Origin of the sequence: Pseudomonas rustica (genome assembly GCF_049959085.1) — a bacterium.
Taxonomy (GTDB): domain Bacteria; phylum Pseudomonadota; class Gammaproteobacteria; order Pseudomonadales; family Pseudomonadaceae; genus Aquipseudomonas; species Aquipseudomonas rustica.
In genome coordinates this window covers 706,887-728,577 of record NZ_CP188200.1, presented here as the reverse complement: position 1 = coordinate 728,577, position 21,691 = coordinate 706,887, and the positions used below count along the sequence as shown (strand labels likewise).

Below are 21,691 nucleotides of genomic sequence, written 5' to 3'. Positions count from 1 at the left end.
GTGAAACGTTAGATTCGCAAGTATCGCCAACATTGTCGGCGTGATATAAGTTTGCGCCGACACAAAAAGAAAGAGCCGCCCAGATAATAAAACAGGTGGGACGGCAGTACTCTTCTAAAAACCAAAGGAGCAAATCACGATGCGCGTGATGAAGTGGAGCATGATCGCACTGGCTGTTGCAGCAGGCACCTCGCAGTTCGCAGTGGCGTCTTCTCAGGATGATTCCAAAGGTTTCTTCGGCGACCAGAGTCTGAAACTGAAGACTCGTATGGAATACATGAACCGTGACTTTAAAAACGGTGCAGGCAACGGCTCTTCCGGTACTGCTGGCTATCGCCAGGACACCGGTGTCAGCCAACTGCTGACTTACGAGTCGGGCTTCACTCAAGGCACCATCGGCTTCGGTCTCGACGCCATGGCAATGGGTTCGGTCAAACTGGACGGCGGCTCGGGCCACCGCGGTAACGGCCTGTTCGCCAGCGACAGCGACGGCAACCCGGAAAAATCCCAGGGCAAAATCGGCGGCGCAGTTAAATTCCGTCTCTCCGACACCACCCTGAAATACGGCCAGCAATTTGTTGCCAGCCCAGTGTTCGCTACCGATGACAGCCGTCTGCTGCCAGAAGTCGCGACCGGTACCCTGATCACTTCCAAAGAGATCAAAGGTCTGGAACTGAGCGCAGGTCGCTTCACTTCCCTGAGCAAGCAAACCGGTATGGGCCGTGACAGCATCGGCGGTCTGCCTGATGAAAACGGTAACGGCGGCAAAGGCCTGACCAACATCAATATCTTTGGTGCCAGCTACGCCTTCACCGACAACTTCACCGGTGCACTGGCTGCTTCCGACGCTGATGACTACTTCAAGAAGTACTACATCAACCTGAACTACACCTTGCCGATCGACGACACTCAGTCGTTGAACTTCGACCTGAACGGTTACAAAACCAAGGGCGACAGCCGTGGTGACCTGGTCGACGCCATCGGTGACGGCACTCTGGGTGTGGACAACAACCTGTGGTCCCTGGCTGCTGCTTACAGCCTGGGCGCGCACAAGTTCACCGTTGCCTACCAGCAGTCGAGCGGCGACAACGCTTACTACTATGGCGTTGACGGTAACAGCACAATCTTCGTAGCCAACTCCATCCAGATCTCCGACTTCGTGGGTCGCGAAGAGAAATCCTGGCAGGCTCGCTACGACATCAACATGAAAGACTACGGCGTTCCTGGCCTGAGCTTCATGACCCGTTACGTGATGGGTGACAACATCGAGACCAACGGTCTGGGTGAAGGTAAAGAGAACGAGTGGAACGCCGAGTCCAAGTACGTTCTGCAAGAAGGTCCAGCCAAAGACCTGTCGTTCCGTCTGCGTTATGCCATGTACCGTTCGAACGGTGCTTACAGCGGCTACTCGTCTGACAACAACGACGTGCGTCTGATCGTTGAGTACCCACTGAACATCCTCTAATAGGGATGCACAGCTGAAGTACTGTAGAGCTCTGCTCTAAACAAGAACCGCTCACCTGCTTCAGGTGGGCGGTTTTTTTATGCCTGGCTTAACTGCATTCGAATGACAAAGATTAGTCAGCTATCTATTAGCTGGCGAACTTTAATGACGGCCATAAAAAACCCAAGAGTGTGAACAGCTCTTGGGTCTTTATTGATTAACTGACTGCAAAGCCAGGTATCAAGGTTGTTACTGCGCTGCTGTTTCCTGAACTACGCGAATGGTTCGCTGCGGAAAAGGAATATCAATACCAGCGGTTTTTAAACGATCACGCGACTGCTCGTTAAACATGAACATCACGTCCCAGTAGTCTGCAGTTTTAACCCACACACGCAGGGAAACGGTGATCGCGCTGTCACCCAGCGTCGAAATTACCGCCTGCGGCGCCGGGTCTTGCAGAATGCGCTCGTCGTTGGCCAGATCCAGCAGCACCTGACGGGCCTTTTGCAGATCGGCTTCGTAATCAACGCCCACATCGAACACCACCTTGCGGGTCGGCTGACGATTGGTGTTGGTGATGATGCCGTTCGACAGGTTGCCGTTAGGCATGATGATGGTCTTGTTGTCGCCGGTACGCAGTACGGTGTGGAAGATCTGGATACTGTCGACAGTACCCGCCACGCCCTGCGCTTCGATCCAGTCACCGATACGGAACGGACGGAACAGCAGAATCAGCACGCCACCGGCGAAGTTCGCCAGGCTGCCCTGCAACGCCAGACCGATGGCCAGACCGGCAGCACCGATTGCGGCAACGAACGAGGTGGTTTCCACGCCGATCATCGACGCGACGCTGACGATCAGCAGCACTTTGAGAATGATGTTGGCCAGGCTGCTGATAAAACCTTGCAGCGCCAGGTCAGCATTGCGCAGAGCCAGCAGACCGCCGAGTTTTTGCGTGACCTTGTTGATCAGCCACCAGCCGATGGCCAGGGTAATCACTGCCAGCAGCACGCGGCTGCCGTATTCCATGATCATCGGGATCCACGCCTGGGATGCCTTGACCAACTGGTCTACCTCAGCATTCAAATCCATCTTCTATCTCCTGATTTCCGGCTTTCCGGGGTGTATTCAAAACAAATGTGGGAGCGAGCCTGCTCGCGAAAGCGCTGGGTCATTCAGCCAATGAGTTGACTGACACACCGCTTTCGCGAGCAAGCTCGCTCCCACAGGTCATCTGACCGAGCTTAGTCGCGGAAGTTGTTGAACTGCAGCGGCATGCCGAATTCCTTGGCACGCAGTGCAGCGATGGCTTCTTGCAGGTCATCACGCTTCTTGCCGGTCACGCGCACTTGCTCGCCCTGAATGGCGGCCTGCACTTTCAGCTTGGCGTCTTTGATGTGGCCGACGATTTTCTTCGCCAGTTCTTTGTCGATGCCTTCCTTGAGGATGGCGTCCTGCTTCATCAGCTTGCCCGATGCATAAGCGTCCTTGACCTCAAGGCACTGCACATCGATCTTGCGCTTGACCAGCGCCAGCTTGAGGATTTCGATCATCGCTTCGAGCTGGAACCCGGCTTCAGCGGTGAGGCTCACGGTCAGGTCTTTTTCCTTGAACTCGAAGCTGCCTTTGCCTTTCAGGTCATAACGACGATCGAGTTCCTTCACGGCGTTCTCGACCGCGTTGGTGAGTTCGTGTTTGTCCAGTTCGGATACCACGTCGAACGACGGCATGTAATCTCTCCAATAAAAAGGCGCGCTCGATGAGGATGGAGCGCGCTTGGCTTGCGGTTAAAATCGGGCTCATTATAACGGGTCTTTTCCTACGAACACGGCGAGCCGCACATGCCTGTACGCAATCGAGCAAAAAACTGATGTCGACCACCTGGCACGTCCTCGGCGCCGGCAGCCTCGGCACACTGTGGGCCACGCGTCTGGCCCGGGCTGGTTTGCCGGTGAAATTGATCGTGCGCGATGCCGAACGCCTGCGCAGTTATGAAGCGGCCGGCGGGCTAACGCTCGTCGAACACGGCCAGGCCAGCACGTATGCGGTGCCGGGCGAAACCGCCGACAGCCCTGAGCCAATTCGCCGACTGCTGGTCGCCTGCAAAGCCTACGACGCCGAAAGTGCCATCGCCCGCCTCGCTCCGCGCCTGACAGCGGATGCCGAACTGATCCTGTTGCAGAACGGCCTCGGCAGTCAGGACGCCGTCGCCACGCGCGTTCCGCAAGCGCGCTGCATTAGCGCGTCCAGCACCGAAGGCGCGTTTCGCGACGGCGACTGGCGCGTGGTGTTCGCCGGTCACGGCTTCACCTGGCTGGGCGATGTCACTCAACCGGTTGCGCCAATCTGGCTGGACGATCTGCAAGCCGCGAACATTCCCCACGAATGGAGCACCGACATCCTCACGCGGCTGTGGCGCAAACTGGCGCTCAACTGCGCGATCAATCCACTGACCGTGCTGCACCACTGCCGCAACGGTGGTTTGCAGGATCATCACTGCGAAGTCGCCACGCTGTGTGCCGAACTCGCCGAGTTGTTGCAGCACTGCGGCCAACCCGCTGCTGCTGAAAACCTGCAACAGGAAGTCGAACGGGTGATTCAGGCGACGGCGACCAATTACTCGTCGATGTATCAGGACGTCGCCAACCAACGCCGCACCGAAATCAGCTATCTATTGGGCCACGCCTGCAAAGTCGCCACCCGTCATCAATTGAATCTGCCGCACCTCAACCAGTTGCAGCAGCGCCTCGTCGCGCATCTGCACAGCCTTGGATTGCCCAGCGACTGAGCAGCGGCTACGCTGGCCACTTGTTCCTTTGCTGCGATAGACCTGATGCCATTGCGCCAGCGCCTCGAAAACCTGCCGGTCGGCCAGAAACTGCTGGCCGCCCTGCTGGTGCTGTTAACCACTGTGTTGCTGGTCGCCAACCTGACCTTTATCAGCGCCGCCTACTACATTTCCCAGGAAAGCATGGCGCCGCAAGCCTTGCAGACCATCGGCCGACTGATCGCCAACCCGAGTCTGGTCAGCGAGTCCCTGCAATCGCCGGAGAGCGCCGAGCGTCTGCTCAAGGAGCTCGACAGCTATTCGCCATTACGCGCCGCTGCGATCTATGACGGCAAAGGCGAACGCCTCGCGCAGGTGCAGCGCGGCGACAAACTCAAACTGCCGGAACGCTACCGGCACATCGAAGCCTGGCAACTCACCGAGTTTCGCAGCAACCAGTTGATCACCCTGCCCCGCCCCGGCACCGCGCCCGGTCATCTGTTGCTGGTGGCGAGCAGCGAACTGCCGATGGCGTTCTACACCGGCACCCTGACCGCGAGTCTTGGGATTCTGATTTTCAGCGTGCTGTTGTGGCTGGTGATTGCCCGCCAGATCAAACGCCTGATCACCCGGCCGATCCATCAACTGGAAGAACTCTCGCGTCAGGTCACCCGCGAAGAGAACTACGCGCTGCGTGCCTCACGCGGCAACCACGACGAAATCGGCAGCCTCGCCGAAGCGTTCAACACCATGCTGTCGCGCATTGAAGCCCGCGAGCAGCAGCTCAAACGCGCCCGCGACGACTCGCAAGCCGCCTACGATCAGGCTCAAGGTCTGGCCGAGGAAACCCGCCACACCAACCGCAAACTGGAACTGGAAGTTCAGGTACGCAGCAAAATCGAGAAGAAGCTCACCGGTTTCCAGAACTACCTCAATAGCATCATCGACTCGATGCCCTCGGCACTGATCGCCCTCGACGAACAGCTCTACGTCACCCAATGGAATCAGGAGGCCAGTGCCCTTTCCGGCACACGTCTGGACGAAGCTCTTAACCAGCCGATCTTCCTCGCCTTCGAACCATTGAAACCGTTTCTGCCGCAGCTCAAGCAAACCGTCGAACAACACACGGTGGCGAAAATCGAGCGAGTGACGTGGTTCAAGGACGACGAGCCGAAGCATTACGCGCTGACGTTTTATCCGCTGATGGGCGGCGCCGGCCGTGGCGTGGTGATCCGCATCGATGACATCACCCAGCGTTTGTCGCTGGAAGAAATGATGGTGCAGTCGGAGAAGATGCTTTCGGTCGGCGGCCTCGCGGCGGGCATGGCCCACGAGATCAATAACCCGCTGGGCGCGATCCTGCACAACGTGCAAAACATCCGTCGACGCCTTTCAGCAGATCTGCCGAAGAACATCGAAACCGCCGAACAACTGGGCATCGAACTCGATACCGTCAACCGTTACCTGCAAGGCCGCGAAGTGCCGAAACTCCTCGACGGCATTCAACAGGCCGGTGCCCGTGCGGCGAAAATCGTCACGCACATGCTCAGCTTCAGCCGTCGTAGCACTCGGGAAATGGCACCGTGCGACCTGCCGGCGCTGATCGATCAAGCCGTGGAAATTGCCGGCAACGACTTCGATCTGGCGATCGGTTTCGACTTCAAGGGTCAGGCCATTGTGCGCCAGTTCGACCCGGCGCTCGGCCCGGTGCCCGGCACTGCCAACGAGCTGGAACAAGTACTGCTCAACCTGCTGAAGAACGCCGCACAAGCGATTCACCAGCGCGAGGACGACAGCGAGCCAGGGCGGATTATTTTGCGCACCAAGCTCAATCCGCCGTGGGCCGAGATTCAGGTCGAGGACAACGGCATCGGCATGAGCGAGAGTGTGCGCAAACGCACCTTCGAGCCGTTCTTCACCACCAAGGAAATCGGTCAGGGCACCGGGCTTGGCTTGTCGGTGTCGTACTTCATCATCACCAACAATCACAAAGGCCAGATGGAAGTGCAGTCGGCGCCCGGTCAGGGCACCTGCTTCACCCTGCGCTTGCCGCTGGCGCCACTACCGGCCATCGCGGCTGAAATTAATCAACTTCCGAGGTAACCCATGGGCTTTCGCTTGTCGAAGATTTACACGCGCACCGGCGACAAAGGCGAAACCGGCCTGGGCGACGGCCGCCGCGTACCGAAGGATCACCCGCGCATCGAAGCGATTGGTGAAGTCGATACGCTGAACAGTCAGGTTGGCGTGTTGCTGGCCGGGTTACTTGCCGAGCGCGAGGCCACTCCGGGGCTGAATGAATTGATCGAGGTGTTGGCGCCTTGTCAGCATCGCTTGTTTGATTTGGGCGGCGAGTTGGCGATGCCGCAATATCAGGCATTGAACGCGGCGGAAATCGAGCGGCTGGAAGCGGCGATCGACGTCTGGAATGAGGAGTTGGGGCCGCTGGAGAATTTCATTCTGCCGGGTGGTTCGATGCTGATTGCGCAGGCGCATGTGTGCCGCAGCCTGGCGCGGAGTGCCGAGCGGCGCTGTCAGCATCTGAATGCGATCGAGCCATTGGCCGGGGTTGGCCTGGCGTATATCAATCGGTTGTCGGATTTGTTGTTTGTGGCGGCGCGGTTGATTGCGCGGCGACAGGGGATTGCGGAGATTTTGTGGCAACCGGCGGCTAAACCTTAGCTTTGCAGTGATTGGAAGGACGCCTTCGCGAGCAGGCTCACTCCTACAGTTGACCGTATTCCAACTGAAGGAACACGGCCCATGTAGGAGTGAGCCTGCTCGCGATGAGGCCAGCAGCCGTTACAGAGAATCAGGCCAGAACGCGCGAATCCCCGCCACACCCTGCGCCCCAACACCCCAAGCCTTCTCGCGCTCCGCCGGGCCAACCCCACCCAACAGAAACACCGGCTTACTAAAGCCTTCGATCAACGCCGAAGCCTGCTCCCAACCCAACGGCTGCGCATCCGGATGCGTCAACGTCGGCTGCACCGGCGACAGCGTCACAAAATCCACGCCCATCTGCTCCGCCAACGCCAATTCCTCAGCGTTGTGGCACGACGCCGCCAGCCAGCGTTCAGCCGGCAACGGCCGCCCCGCCGCTGCGTATTTACGCAATTGCGCTGAGGTGATGTGCCAACCCGCCGACGGGAAATCGCCGAGCCATTCAAATGGCCCTTTGATCATCAATTGCGCCTTGCCAGCACAGAGACCGGCGGCATCCACCGCCAGATCGCGGTACTTCGGGTCGTAGCCATTCGGTGCGCGCAGCTGGATGAGCTTGATCCCGCCAGCAATCGCCTTCTGAATCCCGCGCAGCAAAGCCGGGGTTTCCAGATCTTCCGGGGTAATCAGATATTCGCCAGGTAAACGCGCGGCTGCGACGATAGGCTGGTTGGCGGCCGGGAACTCGTAGTTCGGCAAGTCTTTCGCGGTCACCCAGGCCAATGGCTGGCCTTCGGCACCGTGCGGTTCGCCGGTGAATGCCGAGACTTCCCAGACATCCAGCAACACCTGCTTGTCCGGGTAATCGTGACGCACTTTGATCAACGGTCGAGCAGCACCAACGACGATGCCCAGTTCTTCTTTCAGCTCTCGGGCCAGTGCGCTTTCGACAGTTTCGTCCGCCTCGACCTTGCCGCCGGGAAACTCCCACAGACCACCCTGATGCTGGGAGTCGGCGCGGCGGGCGATGAGGATTTTGCCGCTGTCGTCACGGATGACGGCGGCGGCGACGTGTACACGTTTCACGGATTCAACTCCTCCAGTCCAGCCTGTTGCCACGCTTTGAAGGCGGGCCATTGGTAGACGGTTTCAACATAGGCTTCGTCGGCGGCCGGCAGTTTTACCTGATAGGTACGCAGGCGCACGGCGATCGGTGCGAAAAAAGCATCGGCCAGACTGACGCGACCGAACAGGTACGGCCCGCTCTCGGTGGCGGCGTCACGGCATTCGGCCCACAGCGCGAGCATGCGTTCGATATCGACCTTCACTTCTGGCGGCACCGGGTTGAGCGGCGCGTCATGACTGAGGTTGAACGGCATGTGATTGCGCATGGCGAAGAAGCCGCTGTGCATTTGTGCGCAGGCGGATCGGGCCTGAGCGCGGGCGAAAATGTCGCTCGGCCAGAGTTGCTCGGACGGGAACTGTTCGGCCAGGTATTCGGCGATGGCCAGCGAATCGGCAACCGTGCCGCGCGAGGTTTGCAGCAGCGGCACCTTGGCGGTCGGCGAATGCTTGAGCAGCCGCTCGCGGGTGTCGGGCTTGCCGAGTTTGATCAGTTCTTCGGTGTAAGGAGCGCCGGTCAGTTCAAGCGCCAAGGCAGCGCGCAGAGACCAGGAGGAAAGCAGTTTGTCGCCGATGATCAGGTGCAGGGACATGGGTTTGGCGCCTTTTCGTCAGGAGAATCAGGCCAGAATTTTTGGTACCTGATGGGGCGCCATCGCGAGCAGGCTCACTCCTACAGGGGATCTGTGGCGTTTACAAAACCACTGTAGGAGTGAGCCTGCTCGCGATGGCATCGACTCGGTCTCAGGTTAGATCAAGTGCGGTATTCAGCGTTGATCTTCACATACTCATGCGAAAGGTCGGTGGTCCAGATGGTTTCGCTGCATTCGCCGCGACCCAGTTCGATGCGGATGGTGATTTCTTCCTGTTGCATCACTGCCGAGCCTTGCGCCTCAGTGTAGGTCGCCGCGCGCGCGCCACGGCTGGCGATGCACACGTCGCCGAGGAACACGTCGATCTTGCTCACGTCCAGATCCGGCACGCCGGCACGACCGACGGCCGCCAGAATACGGCCCCAGTTCGGGTCGGAGGCGAACAGTGCAGTCTTGATCAGCGGCGAGTGCGCCACAGTGTAGCCAACGTCCAGGCATTCCTGATGATTGCCGCCGCCATTCACTTCAACAGTGACAAACTTGGTCGCGCCTTCGCCGTCACGCACGATGGCTTGGGCCACGTCCATGCACACTTCGAACACCGCTTGCTTCAATTTGGCGAACAGTTCGCCCTCAGCGCGGGTGATTTCCGGCAGTGCAGCCTTGCCGGTAGCGATCAGCATGCAGCAGTCGTTGGTCGAGGTGTCGCCGTCGATGGTGATGCGGTTGAACGACTTGTTGGCGCCGTCGAGCATCAAATTGTGCAGCACGTCGCGGGAGACTTTGGCGTCAGTGGCGATGTAACCGAGCATGGTCGCCATGTTCGGACGGATCATGCCCGCGCCTTTGCTGATGCCGGTGACGGTGATGGTCACGCCGTCATGCTGGAACTGGCGGCTGGCACCTTTTGGCAAGGTGTCAGTGGTCATGATGCCGGTGGCAGCGGCTTCCCAGTTGTTTTCCGAGAGATCGTCCAGCGCAGCTTGCAGCGCGCCTTCGATTTTCTCGACCGGCAGCGGCTCGCCGATCACACCGGTGGAGTACGGCAGAATCTGGCTGGCATCGACGCCGGTCAGCTCAGCCAGTCTGGCGGTGGTGCGCTCGGCAGCGGCCAGGCCCGGCTCGCCGGTGCCCGCGTTGGCGTTGCCGGTGTTGGTCAGCAGATAACGCACGGCGTTCTGTACGCGTTGCTTCGCCAGAATCACCGGCGCGGCACAAAAGGCGTTCAACGTGAACACGCCGGCCACGGTCGAACCTTCGGCGCAGCGCATCACAACGACATCTTTGCGCCCAGGGCGCTTGATGCCGGCCGAGGCAATACCGAGTTCAAAACCGGCAACCGGGTGCAACGTTGGCAAAGGACCAAGACCAACAGCCATGAATGCGCTCCTTACTCAATGATGTCAGCACCGTCACGCGCAGTGACGGTGGTTTAAATGGCAAAACGCCGCGACGGCATAAGCCGGTCGCGGCGCGGGTATTTCAGCAGTGATAACGGGTTTTACTGGATCTGCCCGTGGCAATGCTTGAATTTCTTGCCCGAACCGCAGTAGCACAGTTCGTTGCGGCCCAGCTTCTGTTCGTTGCGAACCGGGGCGGCGGCGAGGGCCACATCGACCTCTTCACCGAGCAGTTCCGGTTGCTCAAGACCTGGCGCTTCAGCGTGTTCGAACTGCATGCGGGCGGCCAGTGCTTCGGCTTCCTGACGCAGACGTTGCTCTTCGGCTTCCGGATCTTCGCGGCGAACCTGAACGTGCGAGAGCACACGGATCGAGTCGCGCTTGATCGAATCGAGCAGTTCGGAGAACAGCGTGAACGACTCGCGCTTGTACTCTTGCTTCGGGTTCTTCTGGGCGTAGCCACGCAGGTGGATACCGTGACGCAGGTGATCCATGGTCGACAGGTGGTCTTTCCACAGGTCATCCAGCACGCGCAGAACGATTTGCTTCTCGAAGGAGCGCAGTGCATCGGCACCGGCCTGATCTTCTTTCTCGTTGTACGCCGCCATCAGCTCGGTCATGAGCTTCTCGCGCAGGGTTTCTTCGTACAAGTGATCGTCTTCGTCGAGCCACTGCTGAATCGGCAGTGTCACGCCGAAATCGCTGGCAATCGACGCTTCCAGACCGGCAACGTCCCACTGTTCCGGCAGCGATTGCGGCGGAATGTGTGCGCTGACGGTGGCGTTGAGCACGTCCTGACGGAAGTCGGCGATGGTTTCACCGATGTTGTCAGCGGCCAGCAACGTGTTACGCATGTGATAAATCACTTTACGCTGTTCGTTGTTGACGTCGTCGAACTCGAGCAGTTGCTTACGAATGTCGAAGTTACGGCCTTCAACCTTGCGCTGCGCCTTCTCGATCGCGTTGGTCACCATGCGGTGCTCGATCGCTTCGCCCGGCTGCATGCCCAGGGCTTTCATGAAGTTCTTCACCCGGTCAGAGGCGAAGATACGCATCAGGCTGTCTTCCAGCGACAGGTAGAAGCGGCTGGAACCGGCATCACCCTGACGACCGGCACGACCACGCAACTGGTTGTCGATACGGCGCGATTCGTGACGCTCGGACGCGATCACCTGCAAACCACCGGACTCCAGCACTTGCTGGTGACGCTTCTGCCAGTCGGCCTTGATCTGGGCAATTTGCTCAGGGGTCGGGTCTTCCAGCGAAGCGACTTCCACTTCCCAGTTGCCGCCCAACAGAATGTCGGTACCACGACCGGCCATGTTGGTGGCGATGGTCAGCGCGCCCGGACGACCGGCCTGCGCAATGATTTCAGCTTCTTTTTCGTGGAACTTGGCGTTGAGAACCTTGTGTTCGATGCCTTCCTTCTCGAGCAGTGCAGACATGTGCTCGGAGGTTTCGATGGTGGCAGTACCCACCAGCACCGGACGACCGGCAGCCATGCTTTCTTTGATGTCTGCAACGATTGCCGTGTATTTCTCTTCGGCCGTCAGGAACACAAGGTCGTTGTAGTCCTTACGCGCCAGCGGCTTGTTCGGCGGAATGACCATGACCGACAGACCGTAGATCTGATGGAATTCGAACGCTTCGGTGTCAGCGGTACCGGTCATGCCGGACAGCTTGGTGTACAGACGGAAGTAGTTCTGGAACGTGGTCGAGGCCAGGGTCTGGCTCTCGGCCTGAATGTTCAGACCTTCTTTGGCTTCGATGGCCTGGTGCAGACCTTCGGACAGACGGCGACCCGGCATGGTACGGCCGGTGTGTTCGTCGACCAGTACGACCTGGCCGTCCTGCACGATGTATTCGATGTTGCGGTTGAACAGTTTGTGCGCACGCAGACCGGCATAGACGTGGGTCAGCAGGCCCAGGTTATGCGCCGAGTACAGGCTCTCGCCTTCAGCCAGCAGGCCGACGCCGGTGAGCATGTCTTCGATGTACTGGTGACCGGCTTCGTTGAGTTCGACCTGACGGGTCTTCTCGTCAACGGTGTAGTGGCCAGCCTTGGTGACTTCGCCTTCAACTTCTTCGACGTGCAGTTCCAGCTGCGGGATCAGTTTATTGATCTCCATGTACAGCTTGGAGCTGTCCTCGGCCTGACCGGAAATGATCAGCGGGGTACGCGCTTCGTCGATGAGGATGGAGTCGACTTCGTCGATCACGGCAAAATTGAGTTCGCGCTGGAATTTTTCTTCCATGCTGAACGCCATGTTGTCGCGCAGGTAGTCGAAACCGAATTCGTTGTTGGTGCCGTAGGTGATGTCGGCGGCGTAGGCGATACGCTTCTCTTCCGGCGGCTGGAACGGCGTCACGACGCCGACGGTCAGGCCGAGAAATTCGTACAGCGGACGCATCCAGTTGGCGTCACGGCGGGCCAGGTAGTCGTTCACCGTCACAACGTGCACGCCCTTGCCGGACAGTGCGTTGAGGTAAACGCCCAGTGTTGCCACCAGGGTCTTGCCTTCACCGGTACGCATTTCTGCGATCTGACCTTCATGCAAGGTCATGCCGCCGATCAGCTGGACATCGAAGTGACGCATACCCATGACACGCTTACCGGCTTCGCGGGCGACCGCAAAGGCTTCTGGCAGCAGTTTGTCGAGGGTTTCCCCTTTGGCGATGTGGGCCTTGAACTCGTCGGTCTTGGCGCGCAATTGATCGTCCGAAAGGGCCACCATTTGCTCTTCGAAGGCATTGACGAGCTGCACCGTCTTGAGCATGCGTTTGACTTCACGCTCGTTCTTGCTTCCAAAAAGTTTCTTTAACAAAGGCGCAAACATATCGGCAGGATCTTCCACACTAAAGGGATGGAGGGCGGCCCCGTGAGTCGCCCGAGCAGCCCTCATGGCCGCATGCGAACGAGCATTCTACCCGGAAACGGTGGTGAGGAAAGTGGCGATGTTCCACGATGCTGGCACTGCGCTTTGACGGGGCTCACTTAAAATAGGGGCGTTTTGCTCAACTTCAAGTCGTACGGAAAAGAAGTTAGTCGTTGATTTAATGGGTAAAGCAGGGGCAATTGCAATGGGCGAGTGAAAAGTCCGCTTTCTGCTACCATGGCGTTTCTGTTACTTCAGGTGTTCGATCATGGCATTTCGCCCTCTTACGGCCAGAGCACCCGCCGTTCTGCTTCGCGAAGCCAAACCGCTCAAGGCCATCCTCGGCCATGCCCAGCGACTGGGGCATTTGCAACGCCTGCTCGAAAGCCAACTGCAACCCGCCGCCCGCGAGCATTGCCATGTGGCGTCGTGGCGTGAGGGCAGTCTGTTGCTGATTGTCACCGATGGTCATTGGGCCACGCGTCTGCGTTACCAGCAAAAGCGTTTGCAGCGCCAGTTGCAGATGTTCGATGAGTTCGCCAGTTTGACGCGGATTCTGTTCAAGGTGCAGCCGCCGACGATTCAGCGCGCGGTGGTGGGCAATACGATGGATTTGTCGACGGATGCTGCGGCGACGATTCAGGCGACGGCGGACGGGATCAGTGATCCGGGGTTACGTGCGGCACTGGAGCGTTTGGCGGCGCACGCCAAAGACAAGTCCTGACACCGCCCTTTGTAGGAGCTGAGCTTGCTCGCGAAAGCGGTGTGTCATTCAACCTATGTTGTGTCTGACATGACGCCTTCGCGAGCAAGCTCTGCTCCTACAAAAGCAGGATCAGCGGCGTTTGCTGCCGCCTAATAAAGAGCCCATCAGGCCGCGCACCAGTTGTTTGCCGAGGTTGTTCGCGGCTTGGCGCATGGCGGATTTCAGTGCCTGCCCGGCGGCGGTGCCGAGGAACTCTCCGGCTCTGTCGGCGAGGCTTGGTTCTTCAGCCGCAGGGTTACCGGCAGGTGTCTCAGCCTCCGGCGCCAGTCCTTTGCGACCCATGAGGATTTCATACGCCGACTCGCGATCAATCGGCTTGTCATACCGTCCCTTGAAAGGCGAGCCGGCGATCAGCGTGGTGCGCTCGGTTTCAGTCAACGGCCCGATCCGCGATTGCGGCGGCGCCACCAGCACGCGCTGCACCATTTCCGGCGTGCCCTTCTCCGCCAGCGTGCCGACCAGCGCCTCGCCGATCCCCAGCTCCGTCAGCACCGACAACGTATCGAACGCCGGATTCGGCCGGAAGCCGTCCGCCACCGCGCGCAGGGATTTCTGTTCCTTGGCGGTGAACGCGCGCAAACCGTGCTGGATGCGCAAACCGAGCTGCGCCAAGACGTCATCCGGCAAATCCGCCGGCGACTGCGTGACGAAATACACACCAACGCCTTTCGAACGGATCAAGCGCACCACCTGCTCCAGCCGCTCCTGCAAAGCCTTCGGCGTATCGCCAAACAACAAATGCGCCTCATCGAAAAACAGCGCCAGCAGCGGTTTGTCGGCATCACCGCGCTCTGGCAACTGCTCGAACAGTTCGGCCAGCAGCCACAACAGGAACGTCGCGTAAACCTTCGGCGCTTCATGCACCAGACGACTGGCGTCGAGCAAATGAATGCGCCCACGGCCATCGGCGGCCGGTTGCAGGATGTCTTCAAGTTGCAGCGCCGGCTCGCCGAACAAAGCTTCCGCGCCTTGCTGTTCCAGAGTCGCCAAACGGCGCAACAGCGCCTGACTGGAGCCGGTGGTCATCAGCGCGGCGTCTTCGCCCAACAGCTGCGGATTTTCCTTGAGATGGTTAAGCAGCGCTTTCAGATCTTTCAGATCCAGCAACAACAACCCTTCGCGGTCAGCGACCTTGAACGCCGCGTACAGCGCCGACTGCTGACTATCGGTGAGTTCCAGCAGGCTGCCGATCAGCAGCGGGCCCATTTCACTCAACGTGGTGCGCAGTGGATGACCGGACTCACCGTGGATATCCCACAAGGTCACCGGGTAAGCCTGCGGCGTGTAGTTGAGCCACGGCATGCCGGCGATGCGTTCGGCGATCTTGCCCTGCGGGTTGGCGGCGGCACCGAGGCCGCACAAATCGCCCTTGATGTCGGCGGCGAACACCGCCACGCCGGCATCACTGAACGCTTCAGCCAGACGCTGCAAGGTCACGGTTTTACCGGTACCGGTCGCGCCGGCGATCAGCCCGTGACGGTTCGCCAGGCGCATGGCCTGGCCAATCGGTTGCCCCGTGAGATCGGCGCCGATTACGAGTTGCGATGAGTCAGGCATTTTGTCACCCATGGTTAATCTTTGATTCGCTTTGGCCGATAGATAAAACGTGAACCTGGCTGAAAAGTCGGTAGGACATTTCCCTAAGGAGAGACGGAAATATTCACGTGTACTCACCCTTGCCCATAGTGCGCGCCTTTATAAAAGCACGCCCAGGACATTAAGACCTTAGCGGAACCCCAAGCCATGAACAAAAATCTGCGCTTCAGCCATAAAATTTTGCTTGCCGCCGCCCTCATCGTCATCGCCGCTTTCGCCTCGTTTACGCTGTACAACGACTGGTTGCAGCGCAACGCGATCCGCGATGACCTGAACAACTATCTCAACGAGATGGGCGAAGTCACTGCCGGAAACATTCAAACCTGGCTCAACGGTCGCATTCTGCTGATCGAAAACGCCGCCCAGAACATCTCGATCAACCCCGAGCCCGCCAACGTGGCCAGCCTGCTGGAACAGAAAACCCTGACCTCGACGTTCATGGCCACCTACCTCGGCGACGCCACCGGCCACTTCACCATCCGCCCGGACACGAAGATGCCAGAGGGTTTCGATCCGCGCGTGCGCCCTTGGTATAAAGGTGCCGAAGGCAGCAGCACGTCGACCCTGACCGAACCGTACATCGATGCGGCCACCGGGCAGTTGATCATCTCCATCGCCACCGCCTCGAAAAAGGCTGGCCAAAGCGTCGGCGTGGTCGGCGGTGATCTGAGCCTGCAATCGCTCATCGACACCCTCGCCGCCCGAGATTTTGACGGCATGGGGTATGTGTTCCTGGTCAGCGCCGACGGCAAGATCCTCGTGCACCCGGACAAGGCCTTGGTGATGAAATCACTGAAAGACGCCTTCCCGCAGGACACCCCGCGCATCAGCGGCGACTTCAGCGAAGTCACCGTCGATGGCAAAACCCGCATCGTCACTTTCGCGCCGATCAAAGGTTTGCCGTCGGTGAACTGGTACATCGGTCTGTCGGTAGATAAAGATCAGGCGTTCGCCATGCTCAGCGAATTCCGCACCTCGGCGGTGATTGCGACGGTGATCGCCGTGGCAATCATCCTCGCCCTGCTCGGCATGCTCATCCGCATTCTGATCCAGCCGCTGCACGTAATGACCCGCGCCATGGAAGACATCGCCGACGGCGAAGGCGACCTGACCAAGCGCCTGACCATCGTCAATAACGATGAATTTGGTGTGTTGGGCACAGCGTTCAACCGTTTCGTCGAGCGCATTCATGGCTCGATCCGCGAGGTGTCGTCGGCCACCGGGCAAGTCAACGAAGTTGCGCTGCGCGTGGTCGCCGCGTCGAACTCGTCGATGTACAACTCGGATCAACAAGCCTCGCGCACCAGCAGCGTCGCCGCGGCGATCAATCAACTGGGGGCCGCCGCTCAGGAAATCGCCCGCAATGCCGCGCAGGCGTCGAACCAGGCCAGCGATGCGCGTGGCCTCGCCGAAGACGGCCAGCAGGTGGTCGATCGCAGCATCAAGGCGATGAATCAGCTGTCGAGCATGCTCAGTGCGTCGAGCAGCAATATCGAATCGCTGAACAGCAAAACCGTGAATATCGGCCAGATTCTTGAAGTGATCACCAGCATTTCCCAGCAAACCAACCTGCTGGCGCTCAACGCCGCGATCGAAGCGGCGCGTGCCGGTGAGGCCGGGCGTGGCTTTGCGGTGGTGGCGGATGAAGTGCGCAACCTCGCGCATCGCACGCAGGAATCGGCGCAGCAGGTGCAGACGATGATCGAGGAGTTGCAAGTCGGCGCCCGGGAGTCGGTGAGCACCATGAGTGAAAGTCAGCGTCACAGTCAGGACAGCGTCGAGATTGCCAACCTTGCCGGCGAGCGTTTGAACAGCGTGACCTTGCGGATTGGCGAGATCGACGGGATGAACCAGTCAGTGGCGACGGCGACTGAGGAGCAGACGGCGGTGGTTGAGTCGATCAACGTTGATATCACCGAGATCAATACGCTGAACCAGGAAGGGGTGGAAAACCTGCAGGCGACGTTGCGGGCGTGCTCCGATCTGGAACAGCAGGCTTCGCGGTTGAAGCAGTTGGTGGGTAGTTTCAGGATTTAAGATCAGAATTTAAGATCAAGAGCTTACCCCCTCACCCCAACCCTCTCCCCCAGGGGGGCGAGGGGGAAAGGGAGCAGATCTTCAAGCCTTTCAAAACCTGAGCTCGACTCAGGTCTCTCACGTCGGCGTACCTCCAACATCCACCCCAATCAGTCCCCTCTCCCTCCGGGAGGGGTGAGGGACTCTTCAAAACCTGAGTTCACCTCAGGTCTCTCAAGTCGGCGTACCTCCAACATCCACCTCGGTCAGTCCCCTCTCCCTCGGGAGAGGGTTAGGGTGAGGGGCCGCTTCAGCGCGGATTCCGACCGAACCATCCATTGCGCACATAGGTCAACCAAGGGAGTACCACGCAGCGGAGGGTTGTTCACCGTGCACATCGCCGACATCACCATGTTTTACGCCCCGGCCAGCGGTGGCGTGCGCACGTATCTGGATACCAAACATCGTCGTTTGGGCTTCAAACCCGGCATTCGCCACAGCCTGCTGATCCCCGGCGCTCGCTTCGGCGAACACGACGGCGTTTACACGGTTCCCGCCCCCGCCCTGCCCTTCGGCAAAGGCTATCGCTTCCCGCTGCGCCTCGCGCCGTGGCGAAACGTCTTGCAGGATTTGCAGCCCGATCTGATCGAAGTCGGCGACCCCTACCTCACCGCGTGGGCCGCACTGGACGCCCGACGGCAACTGGATGTGCCGGTGATCGGCTTTTATCACTCGGATCTGCCGCTGCTGGTCGGCAATCGCATGGGCCATTGGGTTACGCCGAATGTCGAAGCGTATGTCACCAAGCTGTACGGCAACTTCGACCGCGTGCTCGCGCCAAGTCAGGTAATGGCCGACAAGCTCACCGGCCTCGGCGTGCGCAATGTCTTCGTGCAACCGCTGGGCGTCGATCTGCAAACCTTTCACCCCGAGGCCCGCGACCCGAATCTGCGCGCAGAACTGGGCATCGCCGACGACACCCGCCTGCTGATCTACGCCGGGCGCGGTTCAAAAGAGAAAAACCTGCCAGTGCTGCTCAAATGCATGCAACGCCTCGGCCCGCGCTATCACTTGCTGCTGGTCGGCTCGTCGATGCCCGCCGTGGTGCCGGACAATGTCAGCGTGATTGATGAATTCTGCCCGGCACCGCGCGTCGCACAATTGATGGCCAGCGCCGATGCGCTGATCCATGCCGGCGATCAGGAAACCTTCGGCCTGGTGATTCTCGAAGCCATGGCCTGCGGCATTCCGGTGGTGGCGGTGGCGGCCGGGGCGTTTGAAGAAATCGTCAACGAATCCTGCGGTTTGCTCTGTGCACCGAATAATCCACAGGCGATGGCCAATGCCGTGCGCGAAGTGTTCAGTCGCGGCACTGTGAAACTGGGCGAGCAAGCGCGACAGCATGTTGAACAACACTACGCGTGGGACACGGTGGTCGACAGTCTGCTCGGCCACTATCACGCCGTCCTCGGCCATGCGCTGCCAAAGGTGGCCAATGGCTGAGGCGCTGAATCGCCCCGCCGTGTTGTTGGTGCTGCATGACGTGGCACCGTCGACGTGGGCGGATTACCAACCGTTTGTCGAAGCCGTCGACGCACTGGGCAGCGTGCCAATGACCTGGCTGGTCGTCCCCGATTTCCATCGGCGCAACGCCCTCAACGAGCATCCGGCGTTTTGCCGACTGCTTGATGAGCGTGTTGCCCGAGGCGATGAGTTGGCCTTGCACGGTTTTTTCCATGACGATCAGGAACCCGGCCCAACCAGTCCGCGCGACTGGTTCATGCGCCGCGTTTACACCCACGAAGGCGAGTTTTATCGTTTGTCCCGCGAAACCGCCCTCGCCCGTCTGCGCGATGGCATCGAAGTCTTCCAGCGCCACGACTGGCCGTTGCACGGTTTCGTCGCCCCGGCGTGGTTGATGAGCGACGGCACCCGCCAAGCCCTGCGTGAATTACCGCTGAGCTACACCAGTGATCCACAGCATCTTTATCGATTGCCGGATTTCACCGCCATCGACGCGCCGGGTCTGGTCTGGAGCGCGCGCAGCGCCTGGCGTCGCGGTTTATCGAAGATTGTCAGCGAGCAGCGGCAACAGCGTTGGCGCCAGGCGTCGGTGATTCGGCTAGGCTTGCACCCTGTGGACATGCGCCACGATTTTTCCCGCGATTACTGGCTGCACACCTTGCAGCGACTACTGAATGAAGGACGCGTACCGATGACCAAAATCCACTGGCTCGCCCAACAGCGCGGTCAATTGGGATCCGCTGCATGAGTCGCGGCATTCTGTTGTTGATCGGCCTGCTCGCGGCGGTGCTGATTCCGGTGGTGCTCGGTGGAGGCGAAACCTGGGCGCGCCTGCAAAGTTTTCCACTGTTATGGCTGTTGATCATGTTCGGCATGATCCTGCTCTGCTGGGGCATTAATACCCTGCGCCTGCGCTTGTTACTCGGTGATCAACGCGACCGCGTCACGCCGCTGAAAAGCCTCGGCGTGGTGATGGCCGCCGAGTTCGCTTATTGCGCCACGCCCGGTGGCAGCGGTGGGCCGTTGACCATCATGGCGTTGCTCGCCCGCTGCGGTGTGCGTCCGGCCCGTGGTAGCGCGGTGTTTGCCATGGATCAACTCAGCGATTTGCTGTTCTTTCTCTGCGCCCTCAGTGGAATTCTGATTTATGCGTTGTTTCAACATCTGAGTGATCGCCTGGAATGGCTGCTGACAGTCAGCGCGATTTCGTTGTTTGGCGGCTTGTTCACTTGCGTGTTGATTGCGCGTTATCACCGCGCGTTGATTCGCTTGAGTGGCCGCTTATTGGTAAGGATGAACGTTAAACCGGGCACTCGCCGCCGCTGGGCGCGCAAGTTGCTGCACTTTCTCGCGGCGTTTACCGACACGTTGAAGTTGCCTTGGCAAACCCTGATCAAAGTGTTCGCGCTGACGTGTGTGCATTGGTTATTGCGTTACAGCGTGTTGTATCTGGCGTTGCGCGGGTTGGGCGCGGACTTGCAGTGGGCCTGGAGTTTTCTGGTGCAGATGCTGTCGCTGGGGGCCGGGCAATTCAGTTTATTGCCGGGGGGCGCGGGGGCGGCGGAATTGACTTCGGCGGCACTGTTGGCGCCGATGGTGGGGAAATCCACCGCAGCGGCGGCGATTCTGATTTGGCGGGTGGTGACGTATTACTTTTATCTGCTGGTGGGGGGGCCGGTGTTTTTGATGATGTTGGGGCGGCCGTTGTTGCGCAAATTGATGAAAGTGCCGCAGACGTAAAAGATCGCAGCCTGCGGCAGCTCCTACAGGGATCGCGTTTCAGGCATCGTTTTGTTTATCGTCGGACTCTTGCAACTGTTCCCACAACTCGGCTGCACCGGGAAACTCGGTGCCATCCTCCGGGGTCATGTCCTCGGGGTCGTAGCGACTCAAACAACCTTCGCCCAACGTCGCCGGTGCTTTGGACGTGGCTTTGTCCAGTGGATCACTCATGTAAGTTTCCTCGGGGCTTAAACGACAAAGGGTCTGAGCGATTGAACGCCCAGACCCTTGGTTTTTCAAGCCTGCGTGTGTTCGATCAGAACACCACAGTCTTGTTGCCGTGCACCAGCACGCGATCTTCGAGGTGATAACGCAGGCCGCGAGCCAGCACCATCTTCTCGACGTCACGGCCGAAACGCACCATGTCTTCGATGCTGTCGCTGTGGCTCACGCGCACCACGTCCTGCTCGATGATCGGGCCGGCGTCCAGCTCTTCGGTCACGTAGTGGCAGGTCGCGCCAATCAGCTTCACGCCGCGCAGCGACGCCTGGTGGTACGGCTTGGCACCGACGAACGACGGCAGGAAGCTGTGGTGAATGTTGATCACCTTGTGCGCGTATTCGCGGCACATGTCCGGCGGCAGGATTTGCATGTAACGCGCCAGCACCACTACTTCAGCGTCGTGCTGTTTGACCAGACGCGACACTTCGTCGAACGCCGGTTGCTTGTCCTGCGGATTGACCGGGACGTGGTAATACGGGATGCCGTGCCACTCGACCATGCTGCGCAGGTCGTCGTGGTTGGAAATCACGCAGGAGATTTCGCAATCCAGCTCATCGCTGTGCCAGCGGTGCAACAAGTCCGCCAGGCAGTGCGATTCGCGGCTGGCCATCAGCACTACGCGCTTCTTCTGCTCAGTGTCGGTGATGCGCCAGTCCATCGAGAACTCTTCGGCGATCGGCGCAAACTTCTCGCGCAATACTTCAATACCGAATGGCAGCGAATCGGCACGAATTTCGTGACGCATGAAGAACCAGCCCACCTGATTATCCGAGTGGTGGCTCGCTTCGGTGATCCAGCCATTGTGGGCTGCCAGAAAATTACTGACTTTGGCAACGATGCCAACGCGGTCCGGGCAAGAAATCACCAGACGAAAAGTGCGCATGAGGGGAAGACTCCAGAACTTCGCAAAGGCCGCCAT

Annotated in this window: 18 protein-coding genes and 1 pseudogene; 10 read left to right on the top strand and 9 right to left on the bottom strand. The window is 59.4% G+C overall.

Going from position 1 to position 21,691, the window contains the following annotated elements; all coding sequences use genetic code 11:
• Positions 1–139 precede the first annotated feature (139 nt).
• Entirely contained in the window at positions 140–1,465 is a 1,326-nt protein-coding gene (locus tag ACP3TY_RS03475; protein WP_053123096.1) for an OprD family porin, read from the top strand.
• 228 nt (positions 1,466–1,693) lie between these two features.
• Here ACP3TY_RS03475 and ACP3TY_RS03470 read toward each other — a convergent pair whose 3' ends face one another.
• Both ACP3TY_RS03470 and ACP3TY_RS03465 read right to left on the bottom strand, forming a co-directional pair.
• Complete coding sequence (locus tag ACP3TY_RS03470) at positions 1,694–2,536, bottom strand: mechanosensitive ion channel family protein (protein WP_053123098.1); 843 nt, start codon at positions 2,534–2,536, stop codon at positions 1,694–1,696.
• Between the two features lie 152 nt (positions 2,537–2,688).
• Positions 2,689–3,174 (bottom strand): YajQ family cyclic di-GMP-binding protein, encoded by a 486-nt coding sequence (locus ACP3TY_RS03465; protein WP_008080210.1) that lies wholly within the window; start codon positions 3,172–3,174, stop codon positions 2,689–2,691.
• A gap of 140 nt (positions 3,175–3,314) precedes the next feature.
• Here ACP3TY_RS03465 and ACP3TY_RS03460 point away from each other — a divergent pair, with 140 nt between their 5' ends.
• The 3 genes from ACP3TY_RS03460 to ACP3TY_RS03450 are packed head-to-tail and all read left to right on the top strand — an operon-like array spanning position 3,315 to position 6,893.
• Positions 3,315–4,232: a putative 2-dehydropantoate 2-reductase gene (locus ACP3TY_RS03460; RefSeq protein ID WP_426619254.1), complete on the top strand. Its 918-nt coding sequence runs from the start codon at positions 3,315–3,317 to the stop codon at positions 4,230–4,232.
• A gap of 45 nt (positions 4,233–4,277) precedes the next feature.
• On the top strand, positions 4,278–6,314 hold the full coding sequence (locus ACP3TY_RS03455) for a sensor histidine kinase (protein ID WP_426619253.1): 2,037 nt from the start codon (positions 4,278–4,280) through the stop codon (positions 6,312–6,314).
• Between the two features lie 3 nt (positions 6,315–6,317).
• Entirely contained in the window at positions 6,318–6,893 is a 576-nt protein-coding gene (locus ACP3TY_RS03450) for a cob(I)yrinic acid a,c-diamide adenosyltransferase (RefSeq protein WP_426619252.1), read from the top strand.
• Between the two features lie 120 nt (positions 6,894–7,013).
• Here the strand turns inward: ACP3TY_RS03450 and ACP3TY_RS03445 are convergent, their stop codons facing one another.
• The 4 genes from ACP3TY_RS03445 to secA all read right to left on the bottom strand — a co-directional run bounded on the left by ACP3TY_RS03445 (position 7,014) and on the right by secA (position 12,827).
• Entirely contained in the window at positions 7,014–7,961 is a 948-nt protein-coding gene (locus ACP3TY_RS03445; protein ID WP_400648786.1) for a Nudix family hydrolase, read from the bottom strand.
• Complete coding sequence (locus tag ACP3TY_RS03440; protein WP_159812539.1) at positions 7,958–8,590, bottom strand: glutathione S-transferase family protein; 633 nt, start codon at positions 8,588–8,590, stop codon at positions 7,958–7,960. The genes ACP3TY_RS03445 and ACP3TY_RS03440 overlap by 4 nt, the downstream gene beginning before the upstream one ends.
• Positions 8,591–8,751: 161 nt before the next feature.
• Positions 8,752–9,969: a bifunctional glutamate N-acetyltransferase/amino-acid acetyltransferase ArgJ gene (gene argJ / locus ACP3TY_RS03435; RefSeq protein WP_053123110.1), complete on the bottom strand. Its 1,218-nt coding sequence runs from the start codon at positions 9,967–9,969 to the stop codon at positions 8,752–8,754.
• A gap of 122 nt (positions 9,970–10,091) precedes the next feature.
• Complete coding sequence (gene secA, locus ACP3TY_RS03430) at positions 10,092–12,827, bottom strand: preprotein translocase subunit SecA (RefSeq protein ID WP_426619251.1); 2,736 nt, start codon at positions 12,825–12,827, stop codon at positions 10,092–10,094.
• Between the two features lie 307 nt (positions 12,828–13,134).
• Here secA and ACP3TY_RS03425 point away from each other — a divergent pair, with 307 nt between their 5' ends.
• Positions 13,135–13,590, top strand: coding sequence for a DUF721 domain-containing protein (locus ACP3TY_RS03425; RefSeq protein WP_053123114.1), 456 nt, complete (start codon positions 13,135–13,137; stop codon positions 13,588–13,590).
• 111 nt (positions 13,591–13,701) lie between these two features.
• On the opposite strand, the gene ACP3TY_RS03420 is transcribed toward ACP3TY_RS03425, so the two are convergent.
• Positions 13,702–15,189, bottom strand: a complete 1,488-nt coding sequence (locus ACP3TY_RS03420) for a helicase HerA-like domain-containing protein (RefSeq protein WP_426619250.1) — start codon at positions 15,187–15,189, stop codon at positions 13,702–13,704.
• A gap of 186 nt (positions 15,190–15,375) precedes the next feature.
• Here ACP3TY_RS03420 and ACP3TY_RS03415 point away from each other — a divergent pair.
• From ACP3TY_RS03415 to ACP3TY_RS03395, 5 genes and pseudogenes are all read left to right on the top strand, one after another.
• A pseudogene (locus tag ACP3TY_RS03415) lies at positions 15,376–16,407 on the top strand (HAMP domain-containing protein); the annotation flags it as partial.
• Between the two features lie 93 nt (positions 16,408–16,500).
• Positions 16,501–17,265, top strand: a complete 765-nt coding sequence (locus ACP3TY_RS03410) for a methyl-accepting chemotaxis protein (RefSeq protein WP_371262383.1) — start codon at positions 16,501–16,503, stop codon at positions 17,263–17,265.
• A 390-nt stretch (positions 17,266–17,655) separates the two neighbouring features.
• Complete coding sequence (locus ACP3TY_RS03405) at positions 17,656–18,747, top strand: glycosyltransferase family 4 protein (RefSeq protein ID WP_426620424.1); 1,092 nt, start codon at positions 17,656–17,658, stop codon at positions 18,745–18,747.
• The gene (locus ACP3TY_RS03400; RefSeq protein WP_426619249.1) at positions 18,740–19,516 is read left to right on the top strand and encodes a DUF2334 domain-containing protein; all 777 of its coding nucleotides are present in this window, start codon (positions 18,740–18,742) and stop codon (positions 19,514–19,516) included. The genes ACP3TY_RS03405 and ACP3TY_RS03400 overlap by 8 nt, the downstream gene beginning before the upstream one ends.
• A complete protein-coding gene (locus tag ACP3TY_RS03395) occupies positions 19,513–20,508 on the top strand; it encodes a lysylphosphatidylglycerol synthase transmembrane domain-containing protein (RefSeq protein ID WP_400752730.1) in 996 nt (331 codons plus the stop codon). Before ACP3TY_RS03400 ends, ACP3TY_RS03395 begins: the two co-directional genes overlap by 4 nt.
• Before the next feature lie 39 nt (positions 20,509–20,547).
• Here ACP3TY_RS03395 and ACP3TY_RS03390 read toward each other — a convergent pair whose 3' ends face one another.
• Both ACP3TY_RS03390 and purU read right to left on the bottom strand, forming a co-directional pair.
• Positions 20,548–20,721 (bottom strand): hypothetical protein, encoded by a 174-nt coding sequence (locus ACP3TY_RS03390; protein ID WP_212543902.1) that lies wholly within the window; start codon positions 20,719–20,721, stop codon positions 20,548–20,550.
• Between the two features lie 85 nt (positions 20,722–20,806).
• Entirely contained in the window at positions 20,807–21,655 is an 849-nt protein-coding gene (gene purU / locus ACP3TY_RS03385) for a formyltetrahydrofolate deformylase (protein WP_007912774.1), read from the bottom strand.
• Positions 21,656–21,691 lie beyond the last annotated feature (36 nt).